Source organism: Enterobacter cloacae complex sp. IR5458, from assembly GCF_049238025.1.
GTDB classification, from domain to species: Bacteria; Pseudomonadota; Gammaproteobacteria; order Enterobacterales; family Enterobacteriaceae; genus Enterobacter; species Enterobacter kobei.
In genome coordinates, this window is record NZ_JBMKIF010000008.1 from 1 (window position 1) to 13,380 (window position 13,380).

The 13,380-nt window shown below is 53.2% G+C and carries 10 protein-coding genes and 5 tRNA genes; 1 reads left to right on the top strand and 14 read right to left on the bottom strand.

Going from position 1 to position 13,380, the window contains the following annotated elements:
• The 5 genes from ACOTYN_RS08580 to ACOTYN_RS08600 all read right to left on the bottom strand — a co-directional run.
• On the bottom strand, positions 1–770 hold a 770-nt coding region (locus ACOTYN_RS08580; protein WP_421634595.1), incomplete at its 3' end, for an elongation factor Tu.
• A 118-nt stretch (positions 771–888) separates the two neighbouring features.
• A tRNA-Thr gene (locus tag ACOTYN_RS08585) sits at positions 889–964 on the bottom strand.
• 6 nt (positions 965–970) lie between these two features.
• Positions 971–1,045 (bottom strand) — tRNA-Gly (locus tag ACOTYN_RS08590).
• Between the two features lie 117 nt (positions 1,046–1,162).
• Positions 1,163–1,247: transfer RNA gene (locus ACOTYN_RS08595), tRNA-Tyr, on the bottom strand.
• Positions 1,248–1,255: 8 nt separating this feature from the next.
• Positions 1,256–1,331, bottom strand: a tRNA-Thr gene (locus ACOTYN_RS08600).
• A 317-nt stretch (positions 1,332–1,648) separates the two neighbouring features.
• Between ACOTYN_RS08600 and coaA the strand changes: the two genes are divergently transcribed.
• Complete coding sequence (gene coaA, locus ACOTYN_RS08605) at positions 1,649–2,599, top strand: type I pantothenate kinase (protein WP_014882061.1); 951 nt, start codon at positions 1,649–1,651, stop codon at positions 2,597–2,599.
• Positions 2,600–2,643: 44 nt separating this feature from the next.
• Here coaA and dppF read toward each other — a convergent pair whose 3' ends face one another.
• The 9 genes from dppF to ACOTYN_RS08650 all read right to left on the bottom strand — a co-directional run bounded on the left by dppF (position 2,644) and on the right by ACOTYN_RS08650 (position 13,243).
• Complete coding sequence (gene dppF, locus ACOTYN_RS08610; RefSeq protein WP_023331759.1) at positions 2,644–3,657, bottom strand: dipeptide ABC transporter ATP-binding subunit DppF; 1,014 nt, start codon at positions 3,655–3,657, stop codon at positions 2,644–2,646.
• Positions 3,654–4,637 carry a dipeptide ABC transporter ATP-binding protein gene (dppD, locus tag ACOTYN_RS08615; RefSeq protein ID WP_032635363.1) on the bottom strand — a complete coding sequence of 328 codons (984 nt, stop codon included), beginning with the start codon at positions 4,635–4,637 and terminating at the stop codon, positions 3,654–3,656. Before dppD ends, dppF begins: the two co-directional genes overlap by 4 nt.
• 10 nt (positions 4,638–4,647) lie before the next feature.
• Entirely contained in the window at positions 4,648–5,550 is a 903-nt protein-coding gene (dppC, locus tag ACOTYN_RS08620; RefSeq protein ID WP_014882058.1) for a dipeptide ABC transporter permease DppC, read from the bottom strand.
• Positions 5,551–5,559: 9 nt separating this feature from the next.
• The gene (gene dppB, locus ACOTYN_RS08625) at positions 5,560–6,579 is read right to left on the bottom strand and encodes a dipeptide ABC transporter permease DppB (RefSeq protein ID WP_014882057.1); all 1,020 of its coding nucleotides are present in this window, start codon (positions 6,577–6,579) and stop codon (positions 5,560–5,562) included.
• Positions 6,580–6,756: 177 nt separating this feature from the next.
• A complete protein-coding gene (gene dppA / locus ACOTYN_RS08630; RefSeq protein ID WP_071922706.1) occupies positions 6,757–8,364 on the bottom strand; it encodes a dipeptide ABC transporter periplasmic-binding protein DppA in 1,608 nt (535 codons plus the stop codon).
• A 620-nt stretch (positions 8,365–8,984) separates the two neighbouring features.
• Positions 8,985–9,061: transfer RNA gene (locus tag ACOTYN_RS08635), tRNA-Pro, on the bottom strand.
• Positions 9,062–9,152: 91 nt separating this feature from the next.
• Positions 9,153–10,844, bottom strand: a complete 1,692-nt coding sequence (eptB, locus tag ACOTYN_RS08640) for a kdo(2)-lipid A phosphoethanolamine 7''-transferase (RefSeq protein ID WP_071922707.1) — start codon at positions 10,842–10,844, stop codon at positions 9,153–9,155.
• Positions 10,845–11,103: 259 nt separating this feature from the next.
• Positions 11,104–12,306, bottom strand: a complete 1,203-nt coding sequence (locus tag ACOTYN_RS08645; protein WP_071922708.1) for an L-lactate MFS transporter — start codon at positions 12,304–12,306, stop codon at positions 11,104–11,106.
• A 238-nt stretch (positions 12,307–12,544) separates the two neighbouring features.
• Positions 12,545–13,243: an autotransporter domain-containing protein gene (locus ACOTYN_RS08650; protein WP_071922709.1), complete on the bottom strand. Its 699-nt coding sequence runs from the start codon at positions 13,241–13,243 to the stop codon at positions 12,545–12,547.
• Positions 13,244–13,380: the final 137 nt, after the last annotated feature.

A 13,380-nucleotide genomic window follows, 5' to 3' on the forward strand; every position in this document is an offset into this window, starting at 1 on the left:
GTACAGGTAGACTTCGCAGTCTCTTTGATACCAACGATTTCAACTTCTTCACCAACTTTAATGATACCGCGCTCTACACGACCGGTAACAACGGTACCACGACCGGAGATGGAGAATACGTCTTCGATTGGCAGCAGGAATGGCTTGTCAATCGCACGCTCTGGTTCTGGGATGTAAGAATCCAGGTAGCCAGCCAGTTCGATGATTTTCGCTTCCCACTCAGCGTCGCCTTCCAGCGCTTTCAGCGCGGAACCACGAACGATTGGGGTGTCGTCGCCTGGGAAATCGTACTGAGACAGCAGTTCACGAACTTCCATCTCTACCAGTTCCAGCAGCTCTTCGTCATCAACCATGTCACACTTGTTCAGGAACACGATGATGTAAGGAACGCCTACCTGACGACCCAGCAGGATGTGCTCACGAGTCTGATGCATTGGGCCGTCAGTCGCAGCAACAACCAGGATCGCGCCGTCCATCTGCGCAGCACCGGTGATCATGTTTTTAACATAGTCGGCGTGGCCTGGGCAGTCTACGTGTGCGTAGTGGCGAGTCGGGGTGTCGTATTCAACGTGAGAAGTGTTGATGGTGATACCACGAGCTTTTTCTTCTGGTGCGTTATCGATCTGGTCGAATGCACGAGCAGAACCACCGTAGGTTTTAGCCAGAACGGTAGTGATTGCAGCGGTCAGCGTTGTTTTACCATGGTCAACGTGGCCGATAGTACCGACGTTAACGTGCGGTTTTGTACGTTCAAACTTTTCTTTAGACATCGATTGTCCCTCTAAGACACGGATAAATCGGTGATATCACCACATCAACCAGGCGAAATGCCTGAATTGTTGAATACAGTAAAATTGAAACAGAGAGAAACGGGAAGGAGAAGTGAAGTGGTGCTGATACCCAGAGTCGAACTGGGGACCTCACCCTTACCAAGGGTGCGCTCTACCAACTGAGCCATATCAGCACGTATTGGAGCGGGCAGCGGGAATCGAACCCGCATCATCAGCTTGGAAGGCTGAGGTAATAGCCATTATACGATGCCCGCATCCTGAAACTCGGCTACCCAGTTCTTTCTGTAACAAAAAAAGAGATTTCTCTCTTTTTCAGTTTGAGCTGGCTAATTTTTCCAACCAGCTCCGGCGGCATTTACGCTGCCAGAAAGTGGTGGTGGGGGAAGGATTCGAACCTTCGAAGTCTGTGACGGCAGATTTACAGTCTGCTCCCTTTGGCCGCTCGGGAACCCCACCGGACTTGATGGTGCCGACTACCGGAATCGAACTGGTGACCTACTGATTACAAGTCAGTTGCTCTACCTACTGAGCTAAGTCGGCATCAAGTAGCGCGCATTCTATGGATACCTGCGCGGTCATGCAACTAAAAATTTGCATAAAACGTTCTTTCGCTCACATTTTATGCGAACAGCATACTAAGCGCTGTAAAAGTAGTCATTCGCGGTCAAATAATCAACATGTGAGGGTCGTTTGCACGGGATACACCGTAGCGTGACGGCTTCCGCGTAACGTAGCGCTTTCCATCTTTTTTCTTATTATTCCTGCCATCTGGTGTTAACCTCCTGCCCATTGTCCAAAATTAACTGTGTGATGAGCCACGATCCGGCAGTATTGAGCTGGCTCACTGAAGCATGCTTATGAGCAAAAAAGAGCAAACGTTAATGACGCCTTATCTTCACTTTAACCGCAGCCAGTGGGCTGCCCTGCGTGATTCCGTCCCTATGACGCTGACGGAAGGTGAAATCGCACGGTTAAAAGGGATAAACGAAGATCTGTCCCTGGAAGAGGTGGCAGAAATTTATCTCCCCCTTTCTCGCTTGCTTAACTTCTATATCAGCTCCAACCTGCGCCGTCAGGCGGTACTGGAGCAGTTCCTCGGAACGAACGGTCAGCGCATTCCTTATATCATCAGCATTGCGGGCAGCGTGGCCGTGGGTAAAAGCACCACCGCGCGCGTATTGCAGGCGCTGTTGAGCCGCTGGCCTGAACACCGCAGCGTTGAGTTAATTACCACCGACGGCTTCCTGCACCCGAACGAAGTATTAAAAGAACGCGGGCTAATGAAGAAGAAAGGCTTCCCGCTCTCTTATGATATGCACCGTCTGGTGAAATTTGTCTCTGACCTGAAATCCGGGGTGCCTCACGTCACGGCACCGGTCTATTCACACCTGATCTACGATCGTATTCCGGATGGGGATAAAACGGTGGTCCAGCCGGATATCCTGATCCTGGAAGGGCTAAACGTCCTGCAGAGCGGGATGGATTATCCTCATGACCCACATCATGTGTTCGTTTCAGACTTCGTCGATTTCTCTATATATGTTGATGCGCCGGAAGATCTTCTCCAGAGCTGGTACATCAACCGCTTCCTGAAGTTCCGGGAAGGCGCGTTCACCGATCCTGACTCTTACTTCCATAACTATGCGCAGCTGTCAAAAGAAGAGGCCATTAAGGTGGCGACGGGGCTGTGGAATGAGATCAACTACGTGAACCTGAAAGAGAACATCCTGCCGACGCGTGAACGCGCAAGTCTGATCCTCACCAAGAGCGAGAAGCACGCAGTCGACCAGATTCGCTTGCGGAAATAATTGCGCAGACATAAAAAAAACCGGCTTAACGCCGGTTTTTTTCTTTATGCATGTGGCTTCTCGCCATTTTCATCCTGATCGACCGCGAAACAGGCGACCAGTTGACCACCATAATCCTTCAGCTGCGGCTGCAGCTGCGTGCAGGGACCAAAACGGCGACTGCAGCGGGCGTTAAATGCACACCCAGGAGGCGGATTCAGCGGGCTTGGCAACTCACCCGTCAGCTTAATACGCTCACGGCGATCGTCCGGGTTGAGACGCGGCGTCGCAGACAGCAGGGCCTGGGTATACGGGTGACGCGGGTTAGTAAAGATCTGGTCTTTGCTCCCCTTCTCCACGCAGCGCCCCAGGTACATCACCATCACTTCATCCGCAATGTGTTCGACAACCGACAGATCGTGGGAGATGAACACGTAAGAGAGTCCCAGTTCCTGCTGGAGATCCATCATCAGGTTCAGCACCTGCGCACGCACGGAAACGTCGAGCGCGGAGACGGGCTCATCGGCAATCACCACGTCCGGGTCGAGCATCAGGCCGCGGGCGATGGCAATACGCTGACGCTGGCCGCCGGAGAACATATGCGGGTAGCGGTCATAATGCTCGGTTTTCAGGCCGACCTTCGCCATCATCGCCAGCGCTTTTTCGCGGCGCTGCTCTTTGCTCAGATTACTGTTAATGAGCAGCGGCTCTTCCAGAATCTGTCCCACTTTTTTACGCGGGTTCAGAGAACCGTACGGGTTCTGGAACACAATCTGGATTTTCTGGCGACGCAACTTCTGCGCCTGAGGATCGTGTTTGAGCAGATCCTGCCCCTGATAATAAAGTTCACCGCCAGTCGGGACTTCAATCATCGTCAACAGACGGCCCAGCGTAGATTTACCACAGCCCGACTCCCCAACCACCGCCAGCGTTTTGCCGCGTTCGAGGGTAAAGGAGACGCCGTCCAGCGCTTTCACCAGGCGCTCAGGGGCAAAAATCCCCTTCTTCACCGGGTAGTGTTTTTTCAGGTCGATGGCCTGCAACAGCGGTTGTTGCGTGGTGGCCTGTTGCGTACTCATAGTGTTGGCCTCCCGGCATCATCGAGTGGGTAGTGGCATTTCGACTGACGGCCGTCAGCAAGCTGGTTCAGCTCTGGCTCCTCCGCCCGGCATTTGTCCGTCGCATACGGACAGCGCGGGTTAAGCAAACAGCCCTGCGGACGGTCATATTTACCCGGCACCACACCCGGCAGTGACGCCAGGCGCGCTTTATCCTGGGCAAACTCCGGCAGCGCACGCAGCAGAGCCTGCGTATAAGGGTGACGCGGTGCGCGGAAGATATCGTGCGAACTTCCGGTCTCGACGACCTGGCCTGCATACATCACGATGATTTTGTGCGCCGCTTCGGCCACCAGCGCCAGGTCATGCGTAATCAGGACCAGCGCCATATTTTCCTGCTGCTGCAACTCCAGCAGCAGTTCGATGATTTGCGCCTGAATGGTCACGTCCAGCGCCGTCGTCGGTTCATCCGCAATCAGCAGTTTTGGCCGACAGGCAATCGCCATCGCGATCATCACGCGCTGGCTCATCCCGCCAGAGAGCTGGTGCGGGTAGACGTCCAGACGCGATGCCGGGTCAGGAATACCCACCTGATTCAGCAGATCGATCGCGCGCTGGCGACGGGTTTTCTTATTACCGCCCTGATGCACCTTTATCGCTTCCATAATCTGGAAGCCGACGGTGTAACACGGGTTCAGGCTGGTCATCGGGTCCTGGAAAATCATCGCCACTTCCGCGCCCACCAGCTGGCGGCGCTGTTTTTCGGAAATGCGCTTCAGATCCTGACCATTGAATTGCAGGTTTTCCGCCATCACGCGGCCGGGATAATCGATAAGCCCCATAATCGCCAGTGAGCTCACCGACTTACCGGAACCGGATTCCCCGACAATACCCACCACTTCGCCCTGATTTACGCTGTAGCTGATGCGGTCCACGGCGCGAAACTCAGTGCCAACGTCTCCGAAGTGCACCGATAATTGATCTACATTTAATAACGCCATCTCGTGCCTCTTACTGCTTCAGTTTGGGATCAAGCGCATCACGCAGGCCATCACCCATCAGGTTAAATGCCAGCACCGTCAGCAGGATTGCCAGACCCGGGAAGGTGACAACCCACCAGGCGCTTTGTGCGAACTGCAACACGTCGGAGAGCATCGTGCCCCACTCCGGTGTTGGCGGCTGCGCACCCATGCCCAGGAAGCCAAGAGCGGCCATATCAAGAATGGCGTTTGAGAAACCGAGCGACGCCTGAACAATCAACGGCGCAAGGCAGTTCGGGAAGATATTGACGAACATCTGGCGCATCGCCCCCGCCCCCGCCACGCGAGACGCGGTGACGTAGTCGCGGTTCACTTCCACCAGCACCGCCGCACGGGTTAAACGCACGTAGTGAGGAAGCGCCACGAAGGTCAACGCCAGCGCGGCGTTACCGATAGACGGACCGAAGATCGCCACCAGCACCAGCGCCAGCAGCAGGCTTGGCAGCGCCAGCATGATGTCGACAACACGCATAATGATGTTATCGACGATGCCGCCGAAGTAACCCGCCACCAGACCAAGCACAATCCCCATAATCAGGGACAGCACCACCACCAGGCAGCCAACCAGCAGCGACAGACGCGCGCCGTACATCAGACGCGAAAGCACATCGCGGCCTACATCATCGGTACCCAGCAGGTGCGCCAGGCTACCGCCATCCTGCCACGCAGGAGGTGCAAGCAGCGCATCGCGGAACTGATCCGCAGGGTTATAAGGTGCGAGGAAATTCGCAAACACCGCAATCAGGATCATGATTGCGACATACACCAGCCCTACTACCGCACCTTTATTGCGCTTGAAGTAGTGCCAGAACTCCTGCAGCGGTGTCATTGGAACCGGTGCAGCAACCACTTTGTTTTCAGAAACGTGTGACATGATGGCCCCTTACTTCTTATGACGAATACGCGGGTTCACCACGCCGTACAGCAAATCGACCAGCAGGTTGACGAGGATAATCATCGTCGCGACCAGCAGCACCCCGCCCTGCACGACCGGATAGTCACGGCGTTGCAGCGCATCAATCAGCCAACGACCAAGGCCGGGCCAGGAGAAGATGGTTTCGGTCAGGATAGCCCCTGCCAGCAACGTACCCACCTGAAGACCAATAACGGTCACCACCGGCAGCATGGCGTTACGCAGCGCATGTACGATGATGACGCGCATACGGGTTAACCCTTTGGCGCGTGCGGTACGGATGTAATCTTCGCCCAGCACTTCCAGCATGGAGGAACGGGTCATACGCACAATCACCGCCAGAGGGATGGTGCCCAGCACCATGGCTGGCAGGATCATATGCGCGACGGCATCGATGAAGTTCCCCTCTTCACCCCAGATAGCCGTATCAATCAGCATAAAGCCGGTCAACGGATTGGTGTCGTCGAGGAAAACCATATCGCTGACGCGCCCGGAAACGGGCGTCAGGTTAAGCTGCACCGAAACCAGCATAATCAGCATCATGCCCCACCAGAAGATAGGCATGGAGTAGCCGGTCAGCGCCAGGCCAACAGCGGTGTGGTCGAAAATTGAGCCACGTTTAACGGCAGCCAGTACCCCAACTGGAATACCCACCGCAGTGGCGAAAATCATGGCGCAGACGCCAAGCTCCAGTGTCGCTTTAAAACGCGGCACGAACTCGTCCCACACCGGAAGACGGCTTTTCAGCGAAATCCCTAAGTCACCGTGCAACACGCCCCAAATATAATGGAGGTACTGCTGCCACATCGGCTTATCGAGGCCGAGTTCAGCCAGAAGCTGCGCATGACGTTCAGGGGAGATACCACGCTCGCCCGCCATAATCATTACCGGGTCGCCGGGGATCATATGGACGAAGGCAAAAGTGAGAAGGGTGATACCGATAAACGTCGGGATAACAAGTCCCAGACGTCGGAGGATGAACTGCAACATAACCCGGATTCTCTCTGATGACGCACGACCAGTGGCGTGACGTCTGTATTGCTCACAAATCTTATTCCCTCTCCTTTCAGAGAGGAAATAAAGCACTGCTGCCGGGTGGCGCTACGCTTACCCGGCCTACATACCGTAGGCCAGTGCAAGCGCAACGCCGCCTGGCGTTGCTTTTAATTATTCAACCGATACGTTTTCGAAGTGGTGTTTGCCCAGTGGATCAACCACATAGCCCTTCACTTCTTTACGCACTGGCTCATACACGGTGGAGTGAGCAACAATCAGCGCCGGAGCCTGATCGTGCATAACAACCTGCGCTTGCTTGTACAGCTCAATACGTTTGTTGTGATCGTCGGTCGCACGCGCCGGCTGGATCAGGTCTTCAAACGGCTTGTAGCACCAGCGAGAGTAGTTAGAACCGTCTTTCGCCGCCGCGCAGCTGAACAGGGTAGCGAAGAAGTTGTCCGGATCCCCGTTGTCACCGGTCCAGCCCATCATCACCGCCTGGTGCTCACCCGCTTTGGCGCGCTTCAGGTACTCGCCCCACTCGTAGGTCACGATCTTGGCCTGTACACCAACTTTCGCCCAGTCAGCCTGAACCATTTCCGCCATACGGCGTGCGTTCGGGTTGTACGGACGCTGTACCGGCATCGCCCACAGCTCAACGGTGAAGCCTTTATCCTGGCCCGCTTCTTTCAGCAGCGCTTTCGCTTTCTCAGGATCGTAGTTGTAGTCTTTAACGTCATCGTTATAGCCCCACATAGTTGGTGGGATCAGGTTCTTGGCTGCAACGCCTGCGCCCTGGTAAACGGCTTTGATGATCGCTTCTTTGTTCACCGCGTAGGTCAGCGCCTGACGCACCTTCACGTCATCAAACGGTTTCTTCTCGGTGTTGAAGGAGAGGTAGCCCACGTTCAGGCCCGCCTGTTCCAGCAGGTTAATGTTCTTATCCTGCTTCATGCGCGCGATGTCAGCCGGGTTCGGGTATGGCATCACCTGGCATTCGTTTTTCTGCAGTTTTGCATAACGCACGGACGCATCAGGCGTGATGGAGAAGACCAGACGGTCGATCTGCGGCTTGGTGCCCCAGTAGCCCGGGAAGGCTTTATACAGAATACGGGAGTCTTTCTGGTACTGCAGCAGCTGGAACGGGCCGGTACCGATTGGGTTCAGGTCCACTTTCTCAGGCGTGCCGGCTTTCAGCATGTTGTCCGCATACTCTTTAGAGAGAATAGAGGCGAAGTCCATGGCCAGGTCAGCCAGGAATGGCGCTTCCGGACGCGTCAGCACGAACTGCACGGTTTTATCGTCCACTTTTTTCACTTCTGAGATCAGGTCAGGCAGACCCATCCCTTCGAAGTACTCATAGCTGCCGCCCGACACTTTGTGGTACGGGTTCTGGGCATTTTTCTGACGGTCGAAGGAGAACACAACGTCGTCGGCGTTAAAGTCACGCGTTGGTTTAAATTCTTTGCTGTCCTGCCACTTCACGCCCTGACGCAGGTGGAAGGTATAGGTCTTACCGTCTTCGCTGACGTCCCACTTCTCAGCCAGACCCGGAATCACTTCGGTGGTGCCGGTTTTGAATTCAACCAGACGGTTATAGATCGGTACAGAGCTTGCGTCGTACGTCGTGCCAGAGGTAAAGAGCTGTGGGTTAAAGCCTTCCGGCGAGCCTTCAGAACAGTAAACCAGGGTTTTTGCCTGTACGCTTGCTGCCACGGTCATAGCCACCAGGCTCAGACCAAGCTTCAGCATCCCTGACTTCTTCAAGGAAATACTCATTATTCTGCTCCAATGTGATGTTTTGCTTTGTTGTGTTACGCCGCCAGACCTTTATTTATTTTTTACCCGGTCCGGTCGGTGGTGCCCGAGGGCAGTAAAGGGATGGAGAATCCTTTCAGAAGAGCGTTTGAGTTGCAGCGCAGATCGTCCCTGAAATGCCCCTCATGCCCTACAATCTGTCAACAGAATGTGAAAACGTCAATACAGGTGACGGGGATTTACGTGGAGTGTGAGAAACCGCAAACAAAGATTAAAAAAACTATGTATGCCAGTTTTCAGCAGGGAAATTTATGCTACTCGCCATCTTGCAGCACAAATATCTTCATATTTCGCAACAATCAGTGATTAACTTTTATTCAGAATGGGTAAATTTTCTTGCAGAATGGTGATTATCTGAGCACTAAATACCGCGAACGTTAAAACGCACAGCGAAAAATGCTGAGGTTATCCATAAGCAACGCGAAAAAAGATCAATCTATATATAAAAAAATACAATGGATTATGTCACAAAATCGTTAACAGGCAGGGAGAAGCCAGGATAAGGGGCGTTTTGGTGACTCTGGCGGGCTAAGGTCATAATGCAAAAAGGGCTAACCTTGCGGTTAGCCCTTTTCAGAATGTGGTCGGCGAGAGAGGATTCGAACCTCCGACCCACTGGTCCCAAACCAGTTGCGCTACCAAGCTGCGCTACTCGCCGAATGCGGAGCGCATCTTACTGCTGAGGTGCGCCCCCGTCAATCCCTTATTTTCAAAAAGCCATTCAACTGGCGATATTCTCGCCAGAGCAGTTACTGCGCGGCTTTTGCGGTGCTATCAGGGAGTTTACACCAGTTGTTGTTTTCGTTAATTCCACCATTTGGTGAGGTATAGCCGAGACAACCCATAATGGTGTCGTACAGTTCAACGTGGCGACGTGGCACCTTCATCTCCGCCTCTTTTTTCAGATGAGCAAACATTGCGGCTTTGTCAGGGTTTTCCAGATATTTGTCAGACATCCACACCATCATAGGGACACGGAACTGCTCCGGCGGCGCCATTTTACGGGGTGTGCCGTGCAGATGCTCAAAATCATTAATGGACTCACCATGGTCAGCCGCATAGAACACGATTGCTTTCTTATCGCGTACCTGGTCAATCACCGACTTGATAAAATGATCCACATACAATACTGAGTTATCGTATGAGTTAATTAACTGGTCTTTGGTGCAATCTTTATCGACGCCAACACATTCCGGTGTCCATTTAGCAAAGCTACGAGGATAGCGCTGAGTATAGTTATAGTGGGACCCTTTGGTATGCAGGATGATCATATGCTTGCCATCCGGATTGCCATTAAGAGAGTTTTTCATCTCGTCGATCAGCAGCATATCATCGACTGCCTTGCCACGATTTCGCGGCTCCGCGCCAATTTGCTCACGATAAGCGATGTTCTTTGCCATGGTGTTGCTGTAGAACCACATCTCGCTCTGCATAGCGTAAAGATCGGCACTAAACCCGAGCTGATGAAGCACAGAAAAAACGTTCTGTTCCTTTAAGGTACGCTGTGGGTTATCGCTCGTCCCACCCTCACGAACAAACATGCAACGCAAGGAGAGCTTAGTGGCGGTATCACAGGAGTAGCCGCGATAGGCAATCAGGTTTTTCTCCTGAGCCAGCTCTGGCGTGGTATCACGGTCATAGCCCAGAATCCCCATATGATCCCAGCGCGTTGTTTCGCCAATGATAAAGACGACATAGGTATCGTCGATATCTTTCGGTGCTTCATAAGTAAATTTCTTCACCGGGTTCATCAGCGATTTATTATCAGAAGATTCGTCCACCTGCGCCCATGCATACAACCCCAGAGCAGAGATCCAGTTAGACGGCAGGTAAGAGTTGGCGACCACGCCACCGTAGCTTGGCATATCCACGCCAGAGGTACGTTCATCACTTCTCTGCTTCACTTCCAGCAAGCGAATCGGTCCCCACACCATCAACCCCGCCAGGAGTACCAATGCGACGCTTCTAAAGCGTTTACCTGGCGTTCGAATCTGATGCACAAGCGTATACCGGCAGCGGTTGCTCCAGATGAGCAATAGCGGTAAAGCACTGACCGCCACCAGCCAGAGAATAAAGTGTAACCCAACGACTTCTTTAGAGAGATCGATGTCGGTCGTCATTACGGATGCAATAATGCCGTAGCCAATGACGACGTTCATAAAGGTCATGTAATAGCTGGCCCCAGCCGAGCACAGCACGATAAACGTTGCCAGCACTCGCCACATGCGACGGCCAAACAGAGTAAGAATACGGAATAAGAAGAAGGTAACCAGTACTGCAGCGACCAATTCGACAACCGCTGCAATTCCTTTCCAGACGGTAAAATCATGCGCATAACCGTCAAACCGACGGAAAAAAACTGCGCCATTCATAAACAGGCCGATGTACAACGCCAGCAAAAAGCAGAGCTTTTGTTGCGCCATCGATTTAATGTATTTCATGCAAGCTACCCGGAAAAAGGGACAGTACCGCCGCCCATCTCGATTAAAAAGTGGGCAGATTAGACATACGCTCAGGGGATCGTTCAATGAAACGTCTACAAGCGTGATAAGTAGACCACAGGGAAGAGGAAAAGTGGCAAAAGAGAGTGTGATCGGTACAGTTATTTACAAAAAAGCAAATCCCAAAACAGACAATATCGCTTTTTTTCCAGTCTTAAGAAAAATAAAAAGGCCGAATTACCGGCCTTTCTCGTCGTGATTATGCATGAACTTCTTTAAATATTTCGCGCTGCGGCTGACGAATCGTCGTGGACAGTGCCAGCGAAATAATCAGCAAAGCAAATATCACGCAGAAGGTCACGTAGAACCCGCCGAATAGCGAGGCAATCAGCGAGCCGCAGATACTGCCGATCCCAAAGCCGAGATAGATAACCCCGTAGTTTTTCGCCAGGTTATTCAGGCCAAAGAACTCGCTTACCAGCGACGGGAAGACGGTAATGGTGCCGCCAAAGTTAAAGGCCACGCAGGCAATTGCTGCAAAGAAGGTCGCTTCATTCAGCGGGGCGAACAGTAACGCCGCCATCCCCACCAGAGAGACCACCTGCCCTATCGTAATGACGCGGATACGGGCAATCTTGTCGGACAAGATCCCCAGCACCAGGCGACCAGACAGGTTAGCGATGGAAATAACCGTCACCGCATTCGCCGCGGTTGCCGCATCCAGTTTCACCATTCCCTGGGCGATATCTTTCGCCACGCCAATGACGTACAGACCACTCATGCAGGCCGTCAGGAACATCACCGCCAGCATCCAGTACTGCGGTTTGCGCATGGACTGCGCCAGCGTAAAGTCGTTCTCCACCACGCCGTTAACGGATTTCACTTCCTGCTGCGGGGCATCTTTCATCAGCGTGGCACCGAACAGAATCATCACCAGCACGATGGCACCCCAGATCATGAAGGTCTTTTCGAGGCCAACGGACGCCAGCAGATGGGCATCAATAAACTTAAAGCCGAGGCTGCCCAGGCCATAAGAACCAATGGCAAAGGCGGAGATTAACCCCTTACGCTCCGGGAACCACTTCACGCAGTTCGACAGCGTCAGCAGATAGCCCGCACCGTCTGCCAGGCCCACCAGGACGCCAGCACTCAGCCACAGCATCATCAGGTTGCTGGAATGCGCCGTCAGGAAGAAGCCCAGACCGAGCAAAATGCCGGACGCCATGGTCACGCGCTTCACGCCAAAACGCTCCTGCAGCTTGCCGGCGACGGAAGACGAGATCGCCAGCCCAAGACTCAGCAGACCAAAAGAAAACGCCACCTGGCTGACCGGTGCGCCAAGTTTGTCGGAAAGCGCACTGTTAAACAGACTCCAGGTATAGACCGATCCCAGCGCGAACTGGGTGACGATGGTGCCAAAGAGCGTGAGCCAGCGCGTACGGTTATAAATTGATGTGTTCATGGCCGTTGTCCTGCAACAGAAATTAGAAGAATTCGCTGAGGACAACGATAAACAAAACCCTAGCGGTGATGGGGTAAAACGGCATGAAATGCAGGAGGAACGGAATGAAATGCCTGGAATCGGGAATGAATGACCTTGCCGGGGAACAAAGCGACAGCAGGTTAGTACCTGCTATCGCTGTAAAGCCCGTGGTTATTGTTTCCGAGATGTTATCGCTACGTTTAAAAAAGTAACAACATTAAAAATTCGCACTCACCCCCAGGGTATAGAGAAACTCTTCACCGGTCGTGGTGCGTTCCCCCTGAGCCAGCGACGCATACGCCGCCATGTGCGTATTAAAAGGCATATCCGTTCCAACAGTGACATCCATCCAGCTACCGTTTTGAGCAGGGGCCGGCGTTTGCGGCATGCCAAACTGCGATTTCCACTGGTTTTCACCAAACTGCTGGTTATAGCTCACCTGCGCCCAGGGACGAAGATCGCCGTACTGAGTATTTACGCGCCAGCCTAGCGTGCTCACGCTGGCATGCCAGAGCGGATCGGCGAGCGTCTGCGTCGTCGCGCTATCGCCAAACTCATTGATCATCATCGGCGTCGAGCCGTCATACCGCCAGGACATCACCGGACCGGTGGTTATCAGCGCTGAAACCGGAAAATTCCAGCCCAGGCTCATCGCCGCGTCCGTGGTGGCGCCTGAAGGTACAGCCAGGGCAAGCCCAGGCAAATTTTGCGAAGACTGAATACGCTCAGCAAGAATATCTTCATAACGCGGTTGGTGATCCGCGTCCCATGTATAGCGTTCCGCCGTATTATTTTGGGCATCTGAAACGATATATTCCTGTTGCCAGGCAGACGCTGTATGACAAAACAACAGGCAGGCTGAAATCCCCACCAGGCCAGAAACAGCATGGCGACCACTGATTTTTATTATCATCATCAAAGCGACCCCAGAGAGAGCCGAATTCGGCGATATTTGTCGTTATTCAGGAAGCGTTTAGCGGGCATATGGCCCTGTATTAACTATTGTCTTTATACCAGGCACGTCAAGACAGACGGAATGAAAATTTTGCGAAA